A 23,528-nucleotide genomic window follows, 5' to 3' on the forward strand; every position below is an offset into this window, starting at 1 on the left:
CAGTCCACTTTCGGGCGGCTAAAATAAAACAAATTTCACAAAGCCGAAAATACATTTACTTTTGGGGGCTGAAATAATACATATAATTGAAACGTAAAGCGTTATTTATAATAAACCCAATATCGGGTGGTAAGAAAAAGGACGGTGTACCTGAGCTGATAGATCAAAACCTTGATAAAAAGGTGTTTGATGCCACCATAGTGTTTAGTGACGGGGTATCACATGCGCGCATAATTGCATCCGAAGCGGTAAATAAATACGATATTGTTGTTGCCGTGGGCGGGGATGGTACGGTTAATGAAATAGCTTCGGCAATTGTTGGGAGTAATACTGCGCTTGGTGTTGTACCTTATGGGTCGGGCAACGGACTGGCGCGTTTTTTAGGTGTTCCGATGAATCCGCAGCAGGCCATACAAACGTTAAGCACCGGTCATGTTGAATGTATTGACTCTGGCTCCGTTAACGGGCAGCCTTTTTTTAATATGGCGGGCATGGGGTTTGATGCACACATCAGCGAGGTGTTTTCGCACGGGAAAAAGCGCGGCTTTATATCGTATATTAAATCATCCATGCGCGAGATAGCTACCTATAATGAACAAACGTATCATATTGAAATTGACGGGAAGATGTATGACCGCAAAGCCTTTATGTTAAGTATCGCTAATTCATCCCAATATGGTAACAACGCGCATATATCGCCAAGAGCATCGGTACAGGATGGATTACTTGATGTTTGTGTGATAAAAAAATTTCCATTGTGGCGTTTTCCGGAAATGGGCATCAGGATGCTTACCAAAACAGCTGAAGGCACAAGTTATGTAGAAATTATTCGAGGCAGGCAAATTAATGTAACCAGGCAAATCGCCGGACCTATACACCTTGACGGCGAACCGCAGGTAATGGGTACGCATGTACATGTAAGCGTTGTTCCTAATTCATTAAAAGTAATAGTAGGCCCATCATACAAAAACTAATATTATGGCTAAAAAAAATTTTACGGGCGTGGTTTATTCAACTGATCCTGATTTTCAATACCAGGAAAACGCGGGAGACATTCAGCAAACCCTGCCTCCGCAACAGCAAAATTTGAAAATTTATTTAGACCGTAAAGGCGGCAGTAAACTGGTTACACGCATTACCGGCTTTATAGGTACAGGTGAAGATCTGGAGCTTATAGGTAAAAAATTGAAAACAAAATGTGGCGTTGGCGGCTCGGTAAAGGATGGTGAAATATTGATACAGGGCGATTTTCGCGATAAAATTTTAACCTTGCTGCAAACAGATGGCTATAAGGCAAAAAAAGCAGGCGGCTAATTTGTTCAAAACAGGCTTTTAAGTAGGTACTAAGCGTATATTATACACTAAAACAAAAAATCACTATTATTGTTATAACGCTCTACAGGCATTATAAACCCGAACTAAAACGATATTGTAACACATTAGTAACATAATTTTTATTAGGGATTGCTTGATAATATAAAAAAAAATGGTTTTCATTGCAAATAATTGTCGTGACAACACACAATATTTATGCATTGTTACGTTAATTATGACCAATTGAATCCAAAATGTAATTTGGTATTAAAAAATTGTAAAGAATAACATAAAAGATTTTTTTATTTCATTAAAATTCTATTTTTGTTATTCGCTAATTTAAAAAGCACATTTAACTAACTTATAATATAAACAAAAACTAAAACTAAAAATTAAAAGTAATGGCAAACGCACCAACAAAACCAACTACTACTGTTAAAAATGAAAGCTCAAGTGCATCGGGCATGTTTGCGACTTTGACGATTCCAATTTGTATCATTGTAGCAATTTGCATTTTTATCTTCATATTGGGAGATCCAAGTCACTATCAGGGCGGTGATGTAGAAAAAGGCGATCCAACAGATTTATTTGGAACTGTGCACAAAGGCGGTGTTATTGTACCTATCATCATGTCATACCTATTGATGGTTATTGTTTTCACTATTGAGCGCTTCGTAGTAATAGGAAAAGCATCAGGTACAGGTAACGTAGATGCATTTGTTAGAAAAATTCAAGGGCAATTAAATGCCGGTAACATCTCAGGCGCATCTGCTGAGTGCGACAAACAAAAAGGTTCTGTAGCAAACGTTATCAAATCAGCATTAAAGAAATATAAAGAAATGGAAGAAGAGCCAAATCTTGATGTTGACCAAAAAACTTTAGCTATTCAAAAAGACATTGAAGAAGCAACAGCGTTAGAAATGCCAATGCTTGAGCAAAACTTAACTATCATCGCTACTTTGGTATCTATCGGTACGTTAACTGGTCTGTTAGGTACGGTAATCGGTATGATCAGGGCGTTCGCGGCTTTGTCAGCACAAGGCGCTCCAAACACAACTGCATTATCAGCAGCTATCTCTGAAGCTTTGATCAACACAGCATTAGGTATCGGTACATCAGCTATATCAATTGTAATGTACAATGTGTTTACATCAAAGATTGATAAACTTACTTACGCTATTGACGAAACTGGGTTCAGCATCGTGCAAACATTTGCTGCATCTCACAAAAACAAATAAAAATATATTAGTGGTTAATTCGTTATTACTTAGGTAGTAACGCAGCGTGATTTTTTAATAACACTATATATTTTTAAATAGAAAGTAATATGCCAAGAGTAAAAGTCCAAAGAAAAAGTACAGCTATAGATATGACCGCCATGTGCGACGTAGCTTTCCTGCTGCTTACCTTTTTCATACTAACAGCAAAGCCTAAACCGGAAGACCCGATTAAGGCGGAGGTGCCACAGTCTGTAATTACACAGCCTGTACCTGACGATAACATGGCCACCCTGACTGTAGGACAAGGCAAAGTTTTCTTCAGTGTTGACGGTACCGATATACGTAAACAGTTGCTGCAGCAAATGGCCGAAAAATACCAGCAAAAATTTTCACAGGCAGAATATGACAGGTTTGCCGTTACAGAAGTTTTTGGGGTTCCATTTAATGCTTTGCACCAGTTTTTAGCGTTAACTTCAGAACAGAAGAAAACCTACCAACAGCCAGGTATCCCTAATGATACTACCGCGAATAATGAACTTTTTAACTGGATACGTGAAGCTCGAATTGCAGCGAGAGCATTGCATAATAAAGATTTAAGGGTGTCAATTAAAGGCGATAGCCATGAAGAGTACCCTACAATTAAAAAGGTAGTAAGTATTTTGCAGAAGCAAAAAGTTAACAAATTCAGTTTAATCACAGCGCTGAGAGCCGCGCCTAAAAAATAAAAGATAATGGCAGAATTAGATACCTCCGGGGGCGGTAAGCACAAAGGTGGGAAAGTAAGAAGTAAAAAAGCCTCAACACGTGTAGATTTAACTGCAATGGTTGACCTTGCCTTCTTATTAATTACCTTTTTTATGCTTACCACTACCCTTGCTAAACCAAAAGCAATGGATTTGGCCATGCCGGATAAGGATGAAAAAACAAAAGATCAGTTGCCAATTGCAGCATCCCGGTCATTAACATTGCTGTTAGGCAGTGATAATAAATTGGAATGGTACATTGGTGAGCCGGGAAAATCGGCGCCTACCGTTGATAACTATGGTAAAGACGGTTTACGTAAAACACTGATTGAAAAGGGAAAAGAAGTACAGGCCAGTACCGGTAAATTTATGTTTGTGGTAATTAAACCAAGCGATAAATCAACTTATAAAAATTTGGTTGACGTGCTTGACGAAATTAACATAACCAATATACAAGGTTACGGTATTGTAGATATAACTCCCTCTGAGATAGCCTTATTGCAAAAAGACGGTTTGTATAATAGTAAGTAATAAATAACCACGGAGAACGTTAACATCATACTAAATAAAAACCTATAATGTTAGGATCAAAATTAGACATATTAAAACCGGAATGGATCGACGTGGTTTTTACGGGCCGTAATAAAGCTTATGGCGCGTACGAACTAAGAAAAGACAATCCAAGACACACCAACAGAGCTTTAGTTATTGGTGTAGTGCTTTTTGTTTTTCTTATTTCGTTGAAAACCATCATCAATAAACTTGAAGGGTTTATTCCGAAGGCACAGGAGAAGGTGAAAGTCACCGATGTTGTGTTACAACCACCACCACCAGTAGATCAAACCAAAAAACCACCTCCGCCACCTCCTGAACCACCTAAACCAAAGGTTGACCAGGTGCGTTTCCCTCCTCCGGTAGTAAAACCGGATAATGAGGTAAGGGAAAAAGAACCGCCTACAGTAAAAGAACTGCAGGTTGCGGATCCTGGACAAAAGGACCAAAAAGGTGACCCAAATGCCGACATCAGAATTGATGAGCCGGTAGGTAACTCAGATATTAAACAAGTAGTTGAGGCCGATCCCAACCAGATCTTTACCTCGGTTGAACAGGTTCCTGAATTTCCGGGAGGTTTGGATAAGTTCGGCGCTTATTTAGGTAAAAGTATCCGTTATCCAGCTGTTGCCCGTGAAAACGGAACACAAGGACGTGTAATTGTTACTTTCGTTGTGGAAAAGGACGGTTCCTTAACCGATATTAAAGTTACAAGAGGTATTGGCAGCGGTTGCGATGAGGAAGCAGTACGTGTATTGAAAAATTCACCTAAATGGAAACCTGGTATACAAAACGGTCGTCCGGTTCGTGTACAATACAGCGTTCCAATCAGCTTTACATTAGCAAGCGATAATTAAAATAATGCCATTTAATTTTAATTACAAGCAAAAATCGCCCAAAAGGCGGTTTTTGCTTATTTTAGGAGTCGTCACCCTGGTATGTGTATGCACCATGGGTATCATGATCATGTTTTGGGATAGGCTTGATCTGGGCTTAACCCAAACACAACGTATCATATTCGGCTCTCTTTTTTTAATATACGGTTTGATCAGATTTTCAAGGCTGTTTAAAGATAACCCGGATGACAAATAATTTAAAATTGGTTTTGATAGCTATAAGTGCAATACTTTTTCAAAGCTGTCAGGATAAAACCAAAACCCCATCTGATACTTTTGTAACAGGTAGTGTGAGTTTAGTTGCCGATGAATCTTTTAAGCCGATAATTAGTGAAGAAGCGTATGTTTTTAAAGGCATATATCCCGAGGCTAAACCCAATATAATTTACCGGTCAGAAAACGAGGCTTTGCGAATGCTGCTTAATGATAGTGTGCGCGTGGCCATACTGGCCCGGTCTTTGGATACAAGTGAGGTAAATGTATTAAAAAGAAGAACCTTACCGCCGGTTATAAGGGCTTTTGCCATAGATGCAGTTGCTTTGATTGTAAACCAGGCATCAAATGACACGCTAATTACCGTAGGCGAAATTAAAAGTATGCTGAACGGAAAAATTAAAACAGATAAAAATATTGTTTTCGACAATCCAAATTCAAGTTTGGTAAGGTATTTGAAGGATTTATCTGGTAGTAAGGAGTTAAAACAAAAAAACATTTACGCGCTGAAATCAAATGTTGAGGTGCTTAAATATGTAAATCAGCATCCCAATGCCATTGGTATTATCGGCTTTAACTGGCTTAATGACCCGGATAAAGAGTATGCTGATGCTGTTAATAATGTCAAAATTGTAGCTGTTAAAGACGAGAACAATAAGAAGTTTAATAACGAATACTTTAAACCATCCCAAAGTTCGCTTGTCTTAAAACAGTATCCTCTGAGCAGGGAACTATTTATTATAAACAGTACCGGCAAAATGGGATTAGGTACCGGTTTTTCAGAATTTGTTTTAAGTGAGAAAGGGCAAAGGATCATATTAAAATCAAACTTAATGCCTGAATCCGTGCCTGGGAGAGAAATAAACATTAAACACTAACTAAAATTTATATACGAGCGATGAAAATGATTAGTAGAATAGCCACGGCATCATTAGGACTGGTATTAGGAGGTTCGTCAGTTTTTGCGCAGAGTCTTGCCGACGCCAAAAAAGCTATTGATGCCGAACAGTATCAGAAAGCTAAATCGATGCTAAAAAACCTTACGACGACGCAAGCCGATAAGGACGAAAATTTCTTTTATCTGGGATGGGTGTATCTTAAACAGGATTATACCGATTCTGCAAAGACAACCTTTAATAAAGGAATAGCTGTAAATTCCAAATCTGCATTAAATTATGCAGGCTTAGGTGCGGTTGCCCGTTTAGATAAAGATAATGCCGGAGCAACAACCAATTTTAATCAGGCCATTGCATTGGCCGGTAAAAATTCCAAACCATATCAATATGTAGGTGAGGCTTATTTATTACCACTTACTCCCGACGGAAAGATATCTCCGGCTGATGCAAATGCAGCTATAGCTGTTTTGCAAAAAGGTAAAGCGGTAAATGCAAAAGATGCAGATTTGTTGATCACTTTAGGTAACGCATATCGTTCACAACTAAAGAGTAATGAAGCTTACCAGGCTTACTCTGACGCGTCAACCATCGATCCTAAAAATCCGGCTGCAAAAGTAGCTACCGGTGTATTATGGAAATTTGCCAATAACTTTGAAGATTCAGAAAAACAATTTCAGGATGCTTTAGCCATTGACCCTAACTATGGTCCGGCTTACCGCGAATGGGCAGAGACAGATAACCGCTGGGCCAATACCGATCCGAAGATGGCATCAACCAAAATTAAACAAGCTGTTGAGGAATATAAAAAATATCTTAGCTTAACAGATGTTTCTGTTGAGTCGCAAATGCGATATGCCGACTTCCTGATCAGCGCTGGTCAATTCCCTGAATTACAGACAGTGGCTGCAGATCTGGCAAAATCGTCAAAAACAAACTTAAGGGTATACCGCTATTTAGGTTATGCCGCTTATGAAAATAAAGATTACCCTGCAGGTGTAACCGCATTAAATACCTGGATGACAAAAGCAGATCCTAAAAGGATAATGCCACGTGACTATTTATACATGGGACGTTTACAAATGGCATCCGGTCAGGACTCTGTAGGTATCAACACCCTGAAAAAAGCATTAGAGCTTGACACCACACAAACTGAGGTTTACAGCGAAATTGCAAAATCGTTATACGGACAGAAAAAGTATGCACAGGCAGGTGATGCTTATAAATTGGTTACTCAAAAAGGTGGTCGTAATGTTAAGCTAACTGATTACTTTTACGAAGGTATAAGCTACTACTTTGGTTATGATCCAAAGAATCCTTCTACAGATACTTTGTTAACCAAGGCTGACAGTGCTTTTAGCTATGTGATTCAGAAAACAGCCACAAGCCCGTATCCCGATGCATTTTTATATCGTGCACGTGTTAACGACTTAAAAGAAAAAGATCGTAATAACATTCAAGGCTTTGCCAAACCTTTTTATGATAAATATATTGAGCTGATAACTGCTAAAGGGGCGCCGGATGACAGATCCAAAAAGAACCTTGCAGAGGCTTATGTATATTTAGGTAATTACTATACCTTTAAAGAAAAGGATGCAGCTAAAGCTACTGATAGTTATACAAAGGCAAGAGATAATGACCCTACTAATAAACAGGTTCAGGCCTACTTTGCAAAACAAGGTGGTGCCGGTAAAAGCAAATAATAAAAATTATTGAACAGATTAAGGCCTCTTGAAAAAGAGGCCTTTTTTATTATAGTTGCATTAGTATATTTGCACCATGGAATTACAAAGTTTACCGGTTAATTATTTGCCCATCATATTCCAAATGCTGGTGGCTATAGGGTTTGTGGTAACAACTATGTTTGTAACGCACAAAATTGGCCCTAAACGGGTTACTAAAGATAAACTGACCCCCTTTGAATCGGGGATAGAAGTTGTAGGCAACGCCCGCACGCCAATCTCTATTAAATACTTTCTGGTTGCTATACTGTTTGTACTTTTTGACGTGGAAGTAATATTCATGTACCCCTGGGCTGTTAATTTCAGGGAGATGGGTAAAGATGGTATGATAGAGATGTTCATATTTATGGGCACGCTTTTATTGGGTTTTATTTACGTAATAAAAAAGAAGGCTTTAGATTGGGACTAAGTTTAGATTGATTCTAAATATGTCTGCTGCTTACCCATCGTGTACTTTTTACATCTTTATTATTTGTAAATTTGTGAACGCTATCCACCTTTTTGAGGATAGTTGTTTTTCTATAAAATAGTTCAATGTCTATAAAATAGTTCAATGAGTGATATTCAAATAGTTGATGCCCCTGCAGGAATAGAAGGCGCTGGATTTTTTGCTACCTCGCTTGATAAAGTAATAGGTATAGCACGCTCAAATTCATTATGGCCCCTGCCATTTGCTACCTCATGCTGTGGTATTGAGTTTATGGCAACTATGGCCTCTCATTATGATCTGTCAAGATTTGGTGCCGAGCGATTAAGCTTTTCTCCGCGTCAGGCCGATCTTTTAATGGTTATGGGTACCATTGCAAAAAAAATGGCACCTGTACTAAGGCAGGTGTACCTGCAAATGGCCGAGCCCCGCTGGGTTATGGCTGTAGGAGCGTGTGCATCAAGCGGTGGTATATTTGATACTTACTCCGTTTTACAGGGTATAGACGAAGTAATACCGGTTGACGTTTACGTGCCAGGCTGCCCGCCACGTCCTGAAGCTATTATTGATGGCTTTATCAATATTCAAAAATTGGTTCAAACAGAATCGCTTCGCAGAAGGAATGAGCCTAAATATCAGGAACTGTTAGCTAAATACGGAATTCAATAATGGCCCAGATACCGAACGAAGAACTTTTAAAAAGAATTGGCGAAAAGTTTGACCAGCAGGTAACCGTAGTAGGAGAGCCTTATGGCTTGCTTACGGTAGAAACCGGCAGGGAACAGATCATTGATCTGTTAACTTTTTTAAAGACTGATGCCGCTTTGAAGTTTATATTCTTAACTGATATTACCGGTGTGCATTATCCTGAACAGGAAAGGCCAATTGGAGTGATATATCATTTGCACAGTCTTACAACTAATACCCGCATCCGTATAAAAGTATTTTTAGCTAATGAGGATGTACATATTCCTACAGCTACCGTGCTTTGGGATGGTGCCAACTGGATGGAGCGCGAAACATACGACCTTTTCGGGGTAATATTTGACGGGCATCCTGACCTGCGCCGGATATTAAATGTTGATGACATGACTGCTTTTCCAATGCGCAAAGAGTTTCCGCTGGAAGACCCCAATCGCGTTGATAAAAAAGACTACTTCTTCGGAAGATAACATATAGATTAGATTTGAGACGTGAGATTTGACACTTGGACTGTTACCTAATATAGAGGAAATGATCTCAATCTCACCTCTCAAATCTCATATCTAAATTAATAATTATACTGATGCAAAATCATCCTGTATATACAGACAACGATCCGCAAACCGAGTACTCAACCCTTAACCTGGGTCCAACGCACCCCGCTACACATGGCGTGTTTCAGAATGTGCTGCAGTTGGATGGTGAAAGAATTGTTAGCGGCGTATCAACCATTGGTTATATACACCGTGCTTTTGAAAAAATTGCAGAGCACAGGCCTTTTTACCAGATAACCCCGCTTACTGACCGTTTAAACTATTGCTCGTCGCCTATTAACAATATGGGCTGGCACATGACAGTTGAAAAACTGCTGGGCATTACTACGCCAAAACGTGTTGATTACCTGCGAGTGATTGTCATGGAGCTTGCGCGCATATCTGACCATATCATCTGTAATGGAGTATTAGGTGTTGACACAGGTGCATTTACCGGGTTCCTGTACATGATGGAACATCGCGAAGCTATATACGAGATATATGAAGAGGTCTGCGGATCGCGGCTTACCACAAATATTGGTCGCATTGGCGGCTTTGAACGTAACTTTAATGCTATTGCATTTGTCAAATTGCGTAAGTTCCTGAAAGATTTTCCTGTTACGCTGAAAGAGTTTGAATCGCTCTTTAACCGTAACCGTATTTTTGTTGACCGTACCAAAGATGTTGCAGCTGTTACTGCCGAAACGGCATTAAGCTATAGCTGGACAGGTCCTTTACTACGCGCTGCCGGCGTTGATTATGATGTAAGGGCGATGAATCCATATTCGTCATACGAAGATTTTGATTTTGAAATTCCGGTGGGTACCAATGGCGATGTTTACAGTCGGTTTTTGGTGCGTAACGAAGAAATGTGGCAGAGCCTTCGCATTATTGAGCAGGCATTGGTGAAACTGGAAAAAGAACCATCGGATATTTTTCATGCCGATGTACCCGAGTTTTATCTGCCGCCAAAAGAAGAAGTTTATAATAACATGGAAGCCCTTATTTACCACTTTAAAATTGTAATGGGCGAAATACCAACTCCTAATACCGAAGTATATCACTCGGTTGAGGGTGCCAATGGCGAGCTGGGATTTTATCTGGTGAACGATGGCGGACGTAGTCCATACCGTTTGCATTTCCGCAGGCCAAGCTTTATCAACTACCAGATGTATGCGCCAATGAGCCGTGGAATGTTATTATCAGACGCGATTATTAATATGAGTAGTTTAAACGTTATAGCCGGAGAATTAGATGCTTAAAGTTGAAGATACTCAGGTGCCGGTTGATTTTTCGCCGGAGCTGATCAGTAAATTTGATGATGTAGTTAGCCGTTATCCTGAGGGAAAACAGAAATCGGGCTTGTTGCCTGTACTGCACCTTGTACAGGCTGAATTTGGCTGGTTAAGTGTACCTGCAATGGATAAGGTGGCAGCGTATTTAAATATACTTCCTATTGAAGTTTATGAGGTTGCCTCATTTTATACCATGTATTTTTTGCGCCCACAGGGTAAATATGTGCTGGAGGTTTGCCGTACCAGCGGTTGCTGCCTGGTAGGCGCCGAAAAGATCATGGATCATATTGAGCAAAAGCTGGGGGTTAAAGAAGGTGAAGTTACCGCCGATGGCTTATTTAGCTGGCGCGGTGTAGAATGCCTTGCTGCCTGTGGCTTTGGCCCGGTTTTACAAATTGGTCCTGAATATACTTTTTACGAAAATTTAACTATCGAATCGGTAGATAAGTTGATCGGTGATTTAAAGGCGGGAACAAAAAATTAACAGTATCATGGGACGGAAATTACTATTAGAACATATAAACGTACCCGGCATCAATACATTTGATGTTTACCGCTCAAAAGGCGGTTACGCGGCTGTTGAGAAAGCTATCAAAACCATGTCGCCCGAGGCGATAGTGGAGGAAGTGAAAACGTCGGGCTTACGGGGCCGCGGCGGCGCGGGTTTCCCAACCGGCATGAAATGGAGCTTTTTGGCCAAGCCCGAGGGTGTAGCCCGTTACCTGGTTTGTAATGCTGATGAATCAGAGCCAGGTACTTTTAAAGACCGCTATCTCATGACATATATCCCTCACCTGTTAATTGAGGGGATGATTGTATCAAGCTATGCATTGGGCGCCAACACATCGTATATATACGTACGTGGTGAAATGATGCCGCAGATCAGGATATTGGAACGGGCCATAGCAGAAGCAAAGGCGAAAGGATTTCTTGGTAAGAATATCTTAGGCTCTGGGTATGACCTTGAGCTTTATGTACAACCCGGCGGCGGCGCCTATATATGCGGCGAAGAAACCGCTCTTCTGGAATCATTGGAAGGCAAACGTGGTAACCCGCGTATAAAACCACCATTCCCGGCTATTGCTGGGTTATATGGCTGCCCAACGGTTGTAAATAACGTAGAATCAATAGCGGCGGTAGTGCCAATTGTGAACGAAGGCGGCGATGAATATGCTAAATTAGGCATTGGCCGAAGCACCGGCACCAAGCTTATCTCGGCAGGTGGCAATCTGAAAAAACCGGGCGTTTATGAAATTGACCTGGGGTTACCCGTTGAAGAATTTATATACTCTGATGAATATTGTGGCGGTATTGCTAATGGCAAACGCCTGAAAGCAGTTGTGGCCGGAGGTTCCTCAGTGCCAATTTTACCAGCCAACCTTATTCTGAAAACTATTAATAACGAGCCCCGGTTAATGAGCTATGAATCATTGGCTGATGGCGGTTTTGTTAGCGGAACCATGATGGGTTCCGGCGGATTTATAGCTTATGACGAGGATGCCTGTATTGTTCGTAATACCTGGAACTTCGCCCGTTTTTACCATCATGAAAGCTGCGGCCAATGTTCACCGTGCCGTGAAGGTACCGGCTGGATGGAAAAGGTATTGCATCGTTTAGAGTACGGCCACGGTAAAATGAGTGATATGGACCTGCTGGTTGATGTATCTAAAAAAATTGAAGGGAATACAATTTGTCCACTGGGTGATGCGGCAGCATGGCCGGTGGCCAGTGCCATTCGTCATTTCAGGGATGAATTTGAATGGCATGTGACAAACGCGGGTGAAGCAACAACCAGGAATTATGGACTGGCACATTATGCTGATCCGCTTCCGAAGTTAGAATCTGTTGCCGGATAAGTGAAGAAAACTTGTCATCCTGAGGAACTAAGGATTGTTCCCAATGACATGAATGAATAAGAATTATACCCGGTAATAGGGACAAAATAAAAAGGACGTTATATAAAATGTCAATGAAAGTAACAATAGACGGGATACCCGTTGAAGTAGAACCAGGGACAACTATCCTGAATGCCGCAAGGCAGATCGGGGGCGATATCGTTCCGCCTGCTATGTGCTATTACTCCAAGCTGGAAGGCAGTGGCGGTAAATGCCGTACCTGTTTGGTTAAGGTGAGCAAAGGATCTGAAAAAGACCCGCGCCCAATGCCCAAGCTGGTTGCATCATGCCGCACCACGGTAATGGATGGCATGGAGGTGCAAAATATTACCTCGCCCGAGGTTATTGAGGCCCGCAAAGGCGTGGTTGAGATGCTATTGATCAATCACCCGCTTGACTGCCCAGTGTGTGACCAGGCCGGCGAATGCCACCTGCAAGATCTGGGTTTTGAACATGGCGCTGCTAAAACCCGTTATGAGTTTGACCGCCGCACATTTGAGAAAATTGATATTGGCGACAAGATACAGCTGCACATGACCCGTTGTATTTTATGCTATCGCTGTGTATTCACTGCCGATCAGATCACCAACACTCGTTTGCATGGCATACTAAACAGGGGTGATCATTCCGAGATATCAACCTACATAACTAAAGCGGTTGATAACGACTTTTCAGGTAACATTATAGATGTTTGCCCAGTTGGCGCTTTAACCGATAAAACTTTCCGGTTTAAAAATCGCGTATGGTTTACCAAACCGGTGGAAGCACACCGCGACTGCGATAAATGTTGTGGTAAGGTTACTTTATGGTATAAAGGTGATGATGTGATCAGGGTAACCGGCCGTAAAGATGTTTATGGCGAGGTAGAGGAATTTATTTGCAATACCTGCCGTTTTGATAAAAAGAAAACATCCGACTGGGTAATTGAAGGACCCAGAAAAGTGTCGCATAAATCAGTGATCAGCTCAAATCATTATGAATTTATACCGCTGCCGGTTGTTAAAACTAACCCGGTACTGATGGAAGCGAATAAAGAACAATTTGAAAGAGACACACGCTTATAATGGGAACTACTGCAGATATTATAATTAAATTGGTATTAATAGTGATCATTTTCGCTATCAGCCTTGTTGTGGCCATGTACTCAACTTATGCAGAACGTAAAGTTGCCGCGTTTTTTCAGGACAGGATAGGGCCTAACCGCGCCGGTCCATGGGGTATTTTACAACCCCTGGCCGATGGTGGAAAAATGTTTTTAAAGGAGGAGATAATCCCATCTAATGCAACGCCCTTTCTATTTATAGTGGGCCCTTCGCTGGCCATATTAACGGCCTGTATAGGTTCGGCGGTTATTCCATGGGGACAAAAAATGACCATTGGCAGTCATGTTATTGATCTGCAGGTTACAGATATCAACGTGGGCATATTGTACATCTTTGGTGTGGTATCCTTAGGTGTGTATGGTGTAATGATAGGTGGCTGGGCGTCAAACAATAAATATTCCTTATTAGGTGCTATCCGTGCGGCTTCGCAAAATATCAGTTACGAAATTTCAATGGGTTTATCCATTATCGCTTTACTGATGTTAACCAATACCTTAAGTCTTCGCGAAATTGCTGAACAACAGCACAGCTGGCACTGGAATGTGTTAAGACAACCCGTTGGCTTTATTTTATTCCTGGTGTGTGCCTTTGCCGAAACCAACCGTACACCATTTGACTTGCCTGAGTGCGAAACCGAACTGGTGGGTGGATATCATACAGAGTACTCATCCATGAAACTGGGTTTTTACCTGTTTGCGGAATATATCAACATGTTTATATCATCGGCAGTGATGGCTACCCTTTACTGGGGCGGCTATAACTATCCCGGTATGGATTGGGTGCTGGCCCATACAGGCCCTGCTATTGGTCCGCTGATTGGTGTAGGCGTATTTTTTGTGAAAATTTTCCTGTTCATCTTTTTCTTTATGTGGGTACGCTGGACAATACCACGTTTCCGCTACGACCAATTGATGGACCTGGGCTGGAAGATATTGATACCACTGGCTATTGCCAACATTGTGCTTACGGGCATAATTACTACATTATTTAGTTAGATTGGAGTTCAAATAAATGGAATCATTAAGTAATAAGCGCAAAGTACTGGAAGTAAAGCCACTCAATTTAATGGAGCGCGCTTACTTGCCGGCTATAGTTAGCGGACTTGCAACCACCATGAAACACTTTTTCCGGAAACCGGTAACAATTAGTTATCCGGAGGAGAAACGTGAGTTTTCTGAGAATTTTCGTGGGATGCACTCGCTTAAACGCGATGAAGAAGGCAGGGAACGCTGCACCGCCTGCGGTTTGTGCGCGCTATCATGTCCAGCTGAGGCCATAACCATGACAGCTGCCGAACGCCAGAAAGGCGAAGAACACTTATATCGTGAAGAAAAATATGCCGCTGTTTATGAAATAAACATGCTGCGCTGCATTTTTTGCGGCTTATGCGAAGAGGCTTGCCCTAAAGAAGCTATTTATCTTGACGGCGATATTGTGCCGGCCGACTATTTAAGGAAGGATTTTATTTACGGCAAAGACAAATTAGTAGAAGCCCCCTTAAATCAATAAGAAGTTTTATACCTTTGCCCAACTCTTTAACGGGCAAGGGTATTTTGTAAAATATAAACATGAGTACATTTTACTTCATCGCGTTTTTATCCATATTCTTCTCGATACTGGTGATCTCGGCCAAAAACCCGGTACATAGTATCCTTTATCTTATACTTACCTTTTTTACGTTCACCGTACATTATATTTTAATGAACGCCCAGTTTTTGGCCGTAGTTAATTTTATTGTGTATATGGGAGCTATATTGGTGCTGTTCCTTTACACCCTAATGCTCATTAATCTGAATAAGGAAAGCGAGCCGGTGAAGCCATTTATGGTAAAGTTTGCCGGAGTAGTAGGCGGAGGAATTTTAATTGTAGCCCTGGTGGCCTCATTAAAATCCATTGGTGTGTCTAACCCCGTGATATTAAAAAATCCAGACCTGGGTTTGGTTAAAAATTTAGGTAAAGTATTGTTTAACGAATTTTTACTGCCGTTTGAAGTATCATCCATATTGCTGCTATCGGCAATGGTAGGTGCTGTTCTGCTGGCAACAAAAGACCCTAAAACCGCATAATGGAAAGTTTAACAAATACTATACATGCTGTGCCGCTTAATCATTATATATTATTAAGCACCATCATTTTTTCGATAGGCGTCATTGGCGTATTGATCCGCCGCAATGCTATCGTGATATTCATGTCAGTTGAGTTGATGCTTAACGCAGTTAACCTGCTGCTTAGTGCTTTTTCTGTTTACAGGGGGGATGCCAGCGGGCAGGTCTTCGTGTTTTTCATTATGGCGCTGGCTGCAGCTGAGGTTGCTGTAGGGTTGGCTATTATTGTGATGATATACCGCAATACCAATTCGGTTGACATCAACGTATTGAACAGGTTAAAATGGTAGAGGCCCATCCAAACCTCTCCTCAGGAGAGGGGCTTTAAAAATGAGTAATTAACACCTTTCATAAAAACGAAAGGCTTATAAATAAACAATAAAAAACTAACAATCTCTCCTACCGGGGGATTTAGAAGGGGCATATGAATCAATACATCTGGCTTATTCCCATATTACCGTTAGCCGGTTTTATTATTAACGGACTTGGCCGCAATTCATTATCAAAGAACATAATTGGCTTTATTGGCAGTTTACTGGTATTGGTTTCTTTCGGTCTAAGCCTGGCCATTTTCTTCCAGATCAAATCAACAGGAGCACCTGTTAACATCACTTATTTCGACTGGATCTCCGTAGGAGAATTAAAAATACCATTCGCGTTCCTGGTTGACCAGCTAAGCTCCATCATGTTGCTCATCATTACAGGCGTTGGTTTCCTCATCCACTTGTATTCTATTGGCTATATGCATGATGATAATGGCTTTGGTAAGTTTTTCGCTTACCTTAACCTGTTTGTGTTCTTTATGCTGCTATTGGTAATGGGTTCAAATTACCTTATCATGTTTATAGGTTGGGAGGGTGTAGGCCTGTGTTCATACCTGCTGATAGGGTTTTGGTATACCAATCCAAGCTATGCAGATGCGGCAAAAAAAGCCTTTATCATGAACCGCATCGGCGATCTGGGTTTTTTATTAGGAGTGTTCATTATTATTTACAGTTTCGGAAGTATTTCCTTTGCCGAAATTTTTCCCAAGGCCGCTACCTTACATATCGGTGCCGCGCCATTCTTTTCTATCACCATATTACTGTTTATAGGTGCGGTTGGTAAATCGGCACAGTTGCCGCTGTTTACCTGGCTACCCGATGCAATGGCCGGCCCAACGCCAGTATCGGCATTAATACACGCTGCCACCATGGTTACAGCAGGTATATATATGATAGCCCGCTCCAATATATTCTATACTTTGGCACCGGATACAATGGAGATTGTGGCGATAGTAGGTTTGGCAACCGCGCTATTTGCTGCACTGATTGCTTTAACACAAACCGATATTAAAAAGGTACTTGCCTATTCAACTGTATCACAATTGGGATATATGTTTTTAGGTTTAGGCGTTGGCGCTTATACAGGTGCATTTTTCCATGTGTTAACACACGCTTTCTTTAAAGCTTTATTATTCCTTGGCGCGGGTTCAGTGATCCACGCAATGGGGGGTGAGCAGGATATGCGCAAAATGGGTGGCTTAAAGGGAAAGATCAAAGTAACTTTCGTTACCATGCTTATCGGAACCATCGCTATATCTGGTATCCCCCCTTTCTCCGGTTTCTTTTCAAAAGACGAAATTTTGGCTCATGCCTATGCACATAGTACTACATTTTATGTAGTTGGCGTATTTACCGCCATGCTTACATCCTTTTATATGTTCAGGATGCTGTATCTTACTTTTTACGGAAAGTTCCGCGGTACACATGAACAGGAACACCATGTGCATGAGTCGCCGGCAAACATGACCATTCCGCTTATTGTGCTGGCTATCCTTTCTATAGTTGGCGGTTTTATTGGCGTACCCGAAGTTTTAGGCGGTCACCACGAGCTGGAGCATTTCCTGGCGCCGGTATTTGAAAAATCAAATGCGTTGATGGGTGAGCATCATTTGCAGGCAAGTACCGAATGGATATTAATGGCGGTTTCAGTTGGGGTTGCCTTAATAGCCCTGATATATGCTTATATCAAATATGCCAAAAATGGCAGTGTTCCGGTTGCTGATACAGAAGAGCGCCCTGCACTAACCAGTATCTCATACAATAAATTTTATGTTGATGAGCTTTACGATATGATTGTGCGCAAACCGCTGGATTTTCTTTCTACATTTTTTTATAACGTGGTGGAACGCCTGGGCATTGATGGTTTGGTGAACGGAATAGGTAAAGGCACTATAGAAACCAGCAAAGGCTTGCGCCTGTTGCAAACAGGAAATGTAGGTTTTTACATATTCATCATGGTACTGGGTATTATTGCTGTATTGGCATACAGCATATTGGGATTAACTAAAATATAAACGACAAGCGTTTACCATATATAACATGACCGTTAGTATATTAATTTTTTTACCAGTAGTTGCCGCAATTATAGTAGCCTTAATAAAAAGCGGGGCTGCTAAGTATGCAGCGTTGTTTTTTTCTGTTGCCGAACTGGTAATAGCCGGCATATTTTTAAGTCGGTTTACACCTGATGCAAGTACCCAGTTTATTATTGATGTACCCTGGATAACAAAATTCGGCATTTACTTTAGCGCCGGAATTGACGGCATCAGTATGATCATGGTGTTATTAACCACATTGCTTGTGCCGCTGATCATTTTATCAACTTTTGAGCACGAGCATAAAAATGCGGGTGCTTTTTATGGTTTGATATTGTTTATGCAAGCCGGGCTTTTGGTTGTTTTTACGGCTTTAGACGGGTTTTTATTTTACGTTGGATGGGAAGCCGCGTTGATTCCTATTTATTTTATATGTGCCCTGTGGGGCGGCGAAAATCGTATCCGCATTACTATTAAGTTTTTTATATACACGTTTGCGGGTTCGTTATTCATGCTTGTAGGTATTATTTATCTGTACCTGCAATCTCCCGGCAAAACGTATGATCTGCATGAGTTTTATAAATTAGGTATGGATGCGCACCACCAGTCGCTGGTATTTTGGGCGTTTTTCCTTGCCTTTGCTATAAAAATGCCGCTGTTTCCGTTCCACACCTGGCAGCCCGATACTTATACCGAAGCACCTACAGCTGGTACCATGATGTTATCAGGTATTATGTTAAAAATGGGGATATATGGAGTTATTCGCTGGTTAATACCAAACGCTCCGCTTGGCTTTTTACAATGGCAAAGCCTGGTAATGATATTGGCGGTTATAGGTATTATATATGCTTCGCTTATCGCCTTTAACCAAAAAGATGGAAAGCGCCTGGTAGCTTACTCATCAATAGCACACGTCGGTTTAATAGCTGCCGGCATATTTGCGTGGAACGCTGTAGGTATACAGGGAGCGTTAATACAAATGCTTAATCACGGTATTAACGTGGTAGGTATGTTCTTTATATGGGATATTATTAGCCGCAGGCTTAATACCCGTGATATTGGCCAGCTTGGTGGTATAGCCAAAGTGGCGCCGCAATTTTCCATTGCCTTTTTAATTATTGTGCTGGGCACTGTAGGCTTGCCTTTAACCAATGGCTTTATAGGCGAGTTTTTATTACTGAATGGTGTTTTTCAATATAGCGCTTCGCATTATGTGAGCATTACACTGGCGGCAGTTGCCGGGCTTACCATCATTTTTGGCGCGGTGTACATGTTGCGTATGTATAAAAATGTAATGCAGGGCGAAACCAATGAACTAACAGCCACATTTACGGATATCACCGGATCAGAAAAATTAACGTTGGCAATAATTTGTATATTAATAATTGTGATTGGGGTATACCCGCATCCTATTATGCATATATCAGAAGCGGCTGTTAATAATTTAATATTATCATTAAACGGAAAACTCTAATTGTTTTTAGAATTTCAAGAAAATAAATGAATACTTTAATCATCATATCTGTTTTACCTATAGCACTTTTGTACTTTGGCTTATATAAGGCTACAAAATTGATATTGCCGGTTACCATCGTGGGCTTGTTGGTTGCTTTAGGCTTAGCCATTGCTCAATGGAATAATGTTGCACAGCCAGTTTATCATGGTATGATGATGTTCGATAATTTTTCTATCGCGTTTTCGGGCATTACTATTATAGCAACCATTCTTATCCTGATGTTATCGGGGGGGTATTTTGAAAAGATCAGCCGGAACGTGGCCGAATACTATGCTATTATCCTGTTTTCGCTGGCCGGTATCATTGTTATGGTTTCGTTCTATAACCTGGTTATGCTATTTATCGGTATCGAGATCATGTCGGTAAGCTTATACATACTGGCAGGTATCAAGAAAAGCGATTTTGCATCAAACGAGGCCGCTTTAAAGTACTTTTTGATGGGCGCTTTTTCAACCGGCTTCCTGTTATTTGGTATTACGTTACTGTATGGCTCAACAGGTTCTTTCAGTTTGGAAACCATACGCGATTGGGTTATATCTCATCAGCATATTGACCCTATGTTTTATACCGGTATAGCCTTGATCATTGTAGGGCTTTGCTTTAAGGTAGGTGCTGCTCCCTTCCATTTCTGGACACCAGACGTGTACGAAGGTTCGCCAACACTTATTACCGCCTTCATGTCAACTGTGGTTAAAACGGCTGGCTTTGCTGCCTTCCTGCGCTTATTTTCTGCGTGTTTTGCGCCACTGTCTGATTTTTGGGTACCGGTATTGCTGATCATTACAATCGTCACTTTGTTTATCGGTAATATAACTGCATTATACCAACAAAGCTTTAAACGTATGCTTGCATTTTCAAGCATATCACATGCGGGTTATTTACTTTTCGCTATAGTGGCTTTAGGTTCAGGCTCGGCTAATTCGGTATTTGTTTATGCAACCGCTTATTCCATTGCCTCCATCATCGCCTTTGGCAGTTTGATACTGGTGCAGCAACAAAGCGGAAGTGATAACTTTGAAAGTTTTAATGGACTGGCTAAAAACAATCCGTTTTTGGCATTGGTACTTACTATAGCCATGCTTTCATTGGCGGGGATACCGCTTACTGCAGGTTTCATAGGCAAATTCTTTATGTTTTCAGGTGCGCTGGCAAAATACCAGATCTGGCTTGTTATTATAGCCGTAATAAATGCTATTATCAGTATCTTTTATTATTTCCGGGTTATTATTGCTATGTATTTTCGCTCGGCCGACCGTGCGGAACTGGTTGTACCTGCATACTATAAAATTGTATTTGCAATCTCAGCTTTGGTTACAATCATTATCGGTATTTACCCCGATTTTATTGCCAGGTTCATTTAATCAGTAAACGGATAACTGCAAATTGATTTAATATTTGTAGTTTTACAGATATAGTGAATGGAAAGTTTTTGGGAATACCTTCAAAATTTAACGGACGCTCAATCCATTATAAGCAGGGGAGGCTTTTATCTCTTGCTTATTGTTGTTTTTGCTGAAACCGGCTTATTTTTTGGTTTTTTTTTACCAGGAGATTACCTGCTGTTTATGGCAGGGTTATTATGCTCGGCCGGTAAGGTTGATGTAACTATATCCACTTTGGTTTTGTCGCTTGTTGGTGCCGGGGTACTTGGAAACTTTGCCGGATACTGGTTTGGCTATCGGACAGGACCAGTGCTTTTTAATAAGAATGACTCATTATTTTTTAAAAAGCGATATGTAACGCTTGCCAGCGAATTTTATAATAAGTACGGTGGCATGGCATTGATTTTAGGTAGATTTTTCCCTATAGTTAGAACATTTGCCCCTATATTTGCAGGAGTAGTTAAGGTTGATATAAAGCGTTTTACTTTATATAACTTTATAGGTAGTGTTACCTGGGTATGTTCGTTTACGTTGGGCGGTTTTTTTTTAGGCAAAAGGTTTCCGCAGCTAAAGGACTATCTGCAATATATAGTTTTAGGACTTATTATTGCTACAACAATTCCGCTTATTGTGGCTTATGTAAGAAAGAAATGTTTAGAAGCTAAAGAGAATAAAAAATAAATATAATATACTAAATGAGTACACTACACCCATGGCACCAGGTTTCTCCAGGTGAAAATATTCCCGAAGTTGTAAATGCAATAATTGAAATACCTAAAGGTTCAAAAGCAAAATACGAAATTGATAAAGACTCTGGCTTGCTAAAACTCGACCGTGTTTTATTTTCGTCGGTAATGTATCCTGCCAATTATGGCTTTATCCCTCAAACTTATTGTGATGATAAAGATCCACTTGATATATTAGTACTTTGTTCTATTGATGTATTTCCGATGTCGATCATCGAAGCAAAGGTAGTAGGAGTAATGCACATGGTTGATAATGGGGAGCAGGATGATAAGATCATAGCCGTGGCAAAGAATGATATGTCGGTAAATTATATTAATGATCTTAATGAATTACCGCCACACGCGATGACTGAAATTGTACGTTTTTTTAAAGATTATAAAAAGCTGGAAGGCAAAAACGTAACTATTGAGCATTTATTGGGTTTACGTTATGCGCATAAAGTGATACAGGAAAGCTTGGAACTATACAAAACTACCTTTCCTGCTAACAAATAAATAATTAATGGCCCCGGACCTCGAAATAAATGGCTATTACATAGCAGCTACACTTGCACTGGTTGCACTTAACGGTTTTTTTGTTGCCGCTGAGTTTGCCATGGTACGTGTAAGAGGATCGCAGATTGAGCTGCAGGCTAAAACCGGCAGCCGCATGGCTAAAGTGGCCCGGGGCATTATGTATAACTTAGATGGCTACCTCGCTGCAACACAGTTGGGGATAACCATAGCTTCACTTGGGCTTGGCGTGGTGGGCGAGGGCGTGGTTACCACAATTATGCTCAGGTTGTTTTCTGAGCTGGGCCTAACCATTACCTCTAATGTAGTTATTAACATAAGTCATATAACGGCATTTACTCTCATTACTGTATTCCACATTGTATTTGGTGAGCTTGCTCCTAAGTCATTGGCAATACAACGTTCCGTACGTACCGTGATGACGGTTTCATTACCCCTCCGCATATTTTATGTTACCTTCAGGCCGTTTATATGGGTGCTCAATACCTTCGCTAATTTTATATTAAGATTGTTAGGTATACAAACATTGCCCGGCGGCGAAGCACATCACAGTTCGGAGGAGTTGCAATACCTGCTTGAGCAGGGCAGGGAGACCGGGGCACTAGACTCCAATGAACACGAACTGATACAGAACGTGTTTGATTTTAACGAGCGTGTGGTTAAAAATATCATGGTACCCCGTACCAAAATATCAGGTATTGAGGTTGACACCGCTAAGGATGAGTTGCTCGAGATACTGATAACCGAGGGCTATTCCCGTATGCCGGTTTATGATGAGGTTATTGATAAGATAATTGGTATTGTGCATGCCAAGGATATTTTGCCGTTACTGGCTCGTAGTGAGCAGATCATATTAAAAGATATTATTCGCAAACCATACTTCATTCCGGAAACCAAAAAGATCAATGATCTGATGGCCGAAATGAAGCAGAAACGCATACAAATAGCCATTGTGCTTGATGAGTTTGGCGGTACAGCCGGTATGGTAACGCTGGAGGATATTGTGGAGGAACTGGTAGGTGAGATACAGGACGAGTATGATGAAGAAAAACCTATTGTTGAAAAAGTTAATGACCGTGAATTTATAGTAAATGCCCTGGCTCCCATATATGATGTTAACGAGCATTTACCACATGATTTACCCGAAGACGGCGACTTTGACACCGTATCAGGCTGGTTGGGTCACATATTTGGTAAGATACCTGACGTTGGCGAGCAAAAGGAATCAAACGGATACAATATCACCGTGCTAAGAAAATCTGACCAGAATATTGAATCGGTTAAGCTCGAATTGCTGATAAATGAAGAAGATGCGGTAGATTTACACTAATATCAAATATTAGTATCCAATAGTTAGCATCTAGTATCAGGATTTTTTT

The 23,528-nt window shown here is 40.9% G+C and carries 26 protein-coding genes; all 26 read left to right on the forward strand.

What is annotated here, in order from left to right:
- Nucleotides 1-86 precede the first annotated feature (86 nt).
- The 26 genes from J2W55_RS25170 (at nt 87) to J2W55_RS25295 (ending at nt 23,479) form a co-directional block, all read left to right on the forward strand.
- Complete coding sequence (locus J2W55_RS25170; RefSeq protein WP_310103112.1) at nt 87-974, forward strand: diacylglycerol/lipid kinase family protein; 888 nt, start codon at nt 87-89, stop codon at nt 972-974.
- A gap of 4 nt (nt 975-978) precedes the next feature.
- Nucleotides 979-1,314 (forward strand): translation initiation factor, encoded by a 336-nt coding sequence (locus J2W55_RS25175; RefSeq protein ID WP_310103114.1) that lies wholly within the window; start codon nt 979-981, stop codon nt 1,312-1,314.
- A gap of 401 nt (nt 1,315-1,715) precedes the next feature.
- The gene (locus J2W55_RS25180) at nt 1,716-2,552 is read left to right on the forward strand and encodes a MotA/TolQ/ExbB proton channel family protein (protein ID WP_310103117.1); all 837 of its coding nucleotides are present in this window, start codon (nt 1,716-1,718) and stop codon (nt 2,550-2,552) included.
- Nucleotides 2,553-2,641: 89 nt separating this feature from the next.
- Complete coding sequence (locus J2W55_RS25185) at nt 2,642-3,259, forward strand: ExbD/TolR family protein (RefSeq protein ID WP_310103120.1); 618 nt, start codon at nt 2,642-2,644, stop codon at nt 3,257-3,259.
- A gap of 6 nt (nt 3,260-3,265) precedes the next feature.
- Nucleotides 3,266-3,808, forward strand: a complete 543-nt coding sequence (locus J2W55_RS25190; protein ID WP_310103121.1) for an ExbD/TolR family protein — start codon at nt 3,266-3,268, stop codon at nt 3,806-3,808.
- 47 nt (nt 3,809-3,855) lie between these two features.
- Nucleotides 3,856-4,686, forward strand: coding sequence for an energy transducer TonB (locus tag J2W55_RS25195; RefSeq protein ID WP_310103124.1), 831 nt, complete (start codon nt 3,856-3,858; stop codon nt 4,684-4,686).
- 4 nt (nt 4,687-4,690) lie between these two features.
- Nucleotides 4,691-4,921 (forward strand): hypothetical protein, encoded by a 231-nt coding sequence (locus J2W55_RS25200; protein WP_310103126.1) that lies wholly within the window; start codon nt 4,691-4,693, stop codon nt 4,919-4,921.
- Entirely contained in the window at nt 4,911-5,816 is a 906-nt protein-coding gene (locus J2W55_RS25205) for a PstS family phosphate ABC transporter substrate-binding protein (RefSeq protein WP_310103129.1), read from the forward strand. The genes J2W55_RS25200 and J2W55_RS25205 overlap by 11 nt, the downstream gene beginning before the upstream one ends.
- Before the next feature lie 26 nt (nt 5,817-5,842).
- A complete protein-coding gene (locus J2W55_RS25210; RefSeq protein ID WP_310103131.1) occupies nt 5,843-7,534 on the forward strand; it encodes a tetratricopeptide repeat protein in 1,692 nt (563 codons plus the stop codon).
- A gap of 76 nt (nt 7,535-7,610) precedes the next feature.
- Nucleotides 7,611-7,982, forward strand: coding sequence for an NADH-quinone oxidoreductase subunit A (locus tag J2W55_RS25215; protein ID WP_310103136.1), 372 nt, complete (start codon nt 7,611-7,613; stop codon nt 7,980-7,982).
- Nucleotides 7,983-8,126: 144 nt separating this feature from the next.
- Complete coding sequence (locus J2W55_RS25220) at nt 8,127-8,669, forward strand: NADH-quinone oxidoreductase subunit B (protein WP_183566843.1); 543 nt, start codon at nt 8,127-8,129, stop codon at nt 8,667-8,669.
- Nucleotides 8,669-9,172: an NADH-quinone oxidoreductase subunit C gene (locus J2W55_RS25225; protein WP_310103143.1), complete on the forward strand. Its 504-nt coding sequence runs from the start codon at nt 8,669-8,671 to the stop codon at nt 9,170-9,172. Before J2W55_RS25220 ends, J2W55_RS25225 begins: the two co-directional genes overlap by 1 nt.
- Before the next feature lie 113 nt (nt 9,173-9,285).
- A complete protein-coding gene (locus tag J2W55_RS25230; RefSeq protein ID WP_310103145.1) occupies nt 9,286-10,497 on the forward strand; it encodes an NADH-quinone oxidoreductase subunit D in 1,212 nt (403 codons plus the stop codon).
- Nucleotides 10,490-11,014 (forward strand): NADH-quinone oxidoreductase subunit NuoE family protein, encoded by a 525-nt coding sequence (locus J2W55_RS25235; protein ID WP_310103148.1) that lies wholly within the window; start codon nt 10,490-10,492, stop codon nt 11,012-11,014. The genes J2W55_RS25230 and J2W55_RS25235 overlap by 8 nt, the downstream gene beginning before the upstream one ends.
- A 7-nt stretch (nt 11,015-11,021) precedes the next feature.
- A complete protein-coding gene (gene nuoF / locus J2W55_RS25240; protein WP_310103150.1) occupies nt 11,022-12,386 on the forward strand; it encodes an NADH-quinone oxidoreductase subunit NuoF in 1,365 nt (454 codons plus the stop codon).
- A 113-nt stretch (nt 12,387-12,499) separates the two neighbouring features.
- Nucleotides 12,500-13,489, forward strand: coding sequence for an NADH-quinone oxidoreductase subunit G (locus tag J2W55_RS25245; RefSeq protein ID WP_374726385.1), 990 nt, complete (start codon nt 12,500-12,502; stop codon nt 13,487-13,489).
- Nucleotides 13,489-14,523: an NADH-quinone oxidoreductase subunit NuoH gene (gene nuoH / locus J2W55_RS25250; protein ID WP_310103158.1), complete on the forward strand. Its 1,035-nt coding sequence runs from the start codon at nt 13,489-13,491 to the stop codon at nt 14,521-14,523. The genes J2W55_RS25245 and nuoH overlap by 1 nt, the downstream gene beginning before the upstream one ends.
- 16 nt (nt 14,524-14,539) lie before the next feature.
- Nucleotides 14,540-15,037, forward strand: a complete 498-nt coding sequence (locus J2W55_RS25255) for a NuoI/complex I 23 kDa subunit family protein (RefSeq protein ID WP_310103160.1) — start codon at nt 14,540-14,542, stop codon at nt 15,035-15,037.
- 59 nt (nt 15,038-15,096) lie between these two features.
- Nucleotides 15,097-15,594: an NADH-quinone oxidoreductase subunit J family protein gene (locus J2W55_RS25260; protein ID WP_310103162.1), complete on the forward strand. Its 498-nt coding sequence runs from the start codon at nt 15,097-15,099 to the stop codon at nt 15,592-15,594.
- Complete coding sequence (gene nuoK / locus J2W55_RS25265) at nt 15,594-15,923, forward strand: NADH-quinone oxidoreductase subunit NuoK (RefSeq protein WP_310103164.1); 330 nt, start codon at nt 15,594-15,596, stop codon at nt 15,921-15,923. Before J2W55_RS25260 ends, nuoK begins: the two co-directional genes overlap by 1 nt.
- Nucleotides 15,924-16,057: 134 nt before the next feature.
- Nucleotides 16,058-17,971, forward strand: a complete 1,914-nt coding sequence (gene nuoL, locus J2W55_RS25270; protein WP_310103166.1) for an NADH-quinone oxidoreductase subunit L — start codon at nt 16,058-16,060, stop codon at nt 17,969-17,971.
- A gap of 25 nt (nt 17,972-17,996) precedes the next feature.
- A complete protein-coding gene (locus J2W55_RS25275; RefSeq protein WP_310103168.1) occupies nt 17,997-19,466 on the forward strand; it encodes a complex I subunit 4 family protein in 1,470 nt (489 codons plus the stop codon).
- Between the two features lie 26 nt (nt 19,467-19,492).
- Nucleotides 19,493-20,869: an NADH-quinone oxidoreductase subunit N gene (locus J2W55_RS25280; RefSeq protein WP_310103171.1), complete on the forward strand. Its 1,377-nt coding sequence runs from the start codon at nt 19,493-19,495 to the stop codon at nt 20,867-20,869.
- 57 nt (nt 20,870-20,926) lie between these two features.
- Nucleotides 20,927-21,571: a DedA family protein gene (locus J2W55_RS25285; RefSeq protein ID WP_310103173.1), complete on the forward strand. Its 645-nt coding sequence runs from the start codon at nt 20,927-20,929 to the stop codon at nt 21,569-21,571.
- A gap of 14 nt (nt 21,572-21,585) precedes the next feature.
- A complete protein-coding gene (locus tag J2W55_RS25290) occupies nt 21,586-22,131 on the forward strand; it encodes an inorganic diphosphatase (RefSeq protein ID WP_310103175.1) in 546 nt (181 codons plus the stop codon).
- Between the two features lie 7 nt (nt 22,132-22,138).
- Nucleotides 22,139-23,479, forward strand: a complete 1,341-nt coding sequence (locus J2W55_RS25295; RefSeq protein ID WP_310103178.1) for a hemolysin family protein — start codon at nt 22,139-22,141, stop codon at nt 23,477-23,479.
- The last annotated feature ends 49 nt before the right edge of the window (nt 23,480-23,528 follow it).

It is taken from the genome of Mucilaginibacter pocheonensis, assembly GCF_031456535.1.
Classification (GTDB): Bacteria; Bacteroidota; Bacteroidia; order Sphingobacteriales; family Sphingobacteriaceae; genus Mucilaginibacter; species Mucilaginibacter pocheonensis.